Raw genomic sequence first — 2086 nt, 5'->3', positions numbered from 1 at the left:
AGGCCTCCAGCACCGTCGCCACGACCTCGCGCGCCCGCGCCATCACGGTGTCCGCCGCGACCAGCACGCTCGACCCGGCCAGCTACAGGGACCGCGAGCCGCCCGTCCCGCCGCCGTGCGGCACGACGGCGGTGTCGGACTGGACGAAGCGCACCTGGTCCATCGGGATGCCGAGCCGGTCGGCGACGATCATCGCGAACGACGTCGCGTGCCCCTGCCCGTGCCCGGAGGTCCCGACGGCGACCGTGGCCCCGCCGTCGTCGTCGACCGACACCTTCCCGTACTCCTGGGCCGCGCCCCCGGCGGTGACCTCGACGTAGACCGCGAGGCCGATGCCGAGCGCGACCCGGTCGCCGCGCTCGCGCCGGGCCGCCTGCTCGCGCCGCAGCTCGTCGTACCCGGCCAGCTCGAGGGCCTTGTCCAGCGACTTCGCGTACTCGCCGGAGTCGTAGAGCGAGCCGGTGACCGTCGTCAGCGGGAAGTCCTCGGGGGCGAGGAAGTTGCGCCGGCGCAGCTCGGCCGGGTCCATGTCCAGCTCACGCGCGGCCAGGTCCATCAGCCGCTCGAGCATCGCCGCCGCCTCCGGCCGGCCCGCCCCGCGGAAGGCGCCCATCGGCGTCGTCGTGGTGAGGGCGGCGGCCGCGTCGTAGGCGATCGTCGGGATCCGGTAGACGCCCTGGGCCATGTTGCGGGTGGGGCCGAGGGCGAGCGCGCCGCCGAAGCCCGCGTAGGCCCCGGCGTCGCCGACGACCCGGGCCCGCAGCCCGACGATCGTCCCGTCGCGGCGCAGCCCCAGCTCGCCGTACTGCACCTGCCCACGGCCGTGCGGCATCGCGGTGAGGTTCTCGGAACGGGTCTCCGTCCACGTCACCGGACGGCCCAGCCGGCGCGCGGCCTCGATGACGACGGCGTGCTCCGGCGCGAGACCGGCCTTGCCGCCGAACCCGCCGCCCACGTGCGGGGCGACGACGTGGACCCGCTCGGGCTCCCAGCCCCACTGCCGGGCGACCTGGTCGCGCAGCCCGTGCGGCATCTGGGTGGAGACCTGGACGGTCATGTCGTAGGCGTCGTCGGCACCCTCCCCCGCGGGACCGCCCGGCAGCGCCGTCACCGAGTTGCCCTCCATGGGCGCGACGGCGAGGCGCTGGTTGACGATGCGGGCGCGCACGACGACGTCGGCGCCCTCGAGCGGGTGCACGTCGTCGGGGTCGCGCACGCCGCTCGCGAGGTTGGAGCCGAGCTCCTCGAACTGCAGCGGGGCGCCGTCGGCGAGCGCGGCCTCGGGGTCGACGACCGCGGGCAGCGGGTCGTAGTCGACCTCGACGAGCTCGGCGGCGTCGACCGCCTCGGCGCGGGTGGTGGCGACGACCGCCGCGACCATGTCCCCGACGAAGCGCACCTTCCCGCGGGCGAGCAGCGGGCGCGCGCAGGCGTCGTTGAGCACCATGAAGGGGCGGTGGTCGGGCAGGTCGGCGAGGTCGGCGCCGGTCAGGACCGCGACGACGCCGGGCGCCTCGCGGGCCTTGTCGACGTCGACGGCCTCGAGGCGGGCGTGCGCCAGCGGGGACCGGACGAAGACCACGTGCAGCGCGCCCGGGGGCACGATGTTGTCGACGTACGTGCCGTGACCGCGGATGAGCTCCGGGTCCTCGACGCGGCGGACGGACGTTCCGAGAATCGAACCAGGCACGAGAGCGACGCTAGGCCTTCGAGTGCACTCGAACGCAACCTCGACCCCCGGTCACAGGATCGCCGGGAGGACCTCGGAAATCCCGCCGCGCAGCACCACGGCGGCGACCCGGTCGTAGGGCGTGGGCTCCCCGTTGACGATGACGACCTCCGCGCCGGCCATCGCCGCGAGGTCGACGAGCCCGGCCGCGGGGTGCACGCCGAGCGAGGTCCCGACGGCGAGGAACACGTCGCAGTCCAGCGCCGCCCGCCGGGAGCGCTCGAGGACGTCCATGTCGAGCATCTCGCCGAACATGATCGTCGTCGCCTTGAGCACCCCGCCGCAGCGCGCGCAGGCGGGGTCGTCCTCGCCGGCGCGCACCCGGTCGAGCGCCTCGGCCATGGGCGTGACGGCCCC

Annotated in this window: 2 protein-coding genes; both read right to left on the bottom strand. The window is 75.5% G+C overall.

The window, feature by feature from the left end; genetic code table 11:
• Window positions 1-82: 82 nt before the first annotated feature.
• The gene (locus AC0CYZ_RS17785) at window positions 83-1690 is read right to left on the bottom strand and encodes a xanthine dehydrogenase family protein molybdopterin-binding subunit (RefSeq protein ID WP_472217698.1); all 1608 of its coding nucleotides are present in this window, start codon (window positions 1688-1690) and stop codon (window positions 83-85) included.
• 51 nt (window positions 1691-1741) lie between these two features.
• Window positions 1742-2086, bottom strand: a 345-nt coding sequence (locus AC0CYZ_RS17780; protein ID WP_472217696.1) for an SIR2 family NAD-dependent protein deacylase, incomplete at its 5' end; no start/stop codon positions are given.

The sequence above is a fragment of the Actinomycetospora sp. genome (assembly GCF_055612215.1).
Note: the sequence above shows the minus strand (reverse complement) of the source record. Positions and strands in the feature narration are given on the sequence as shown.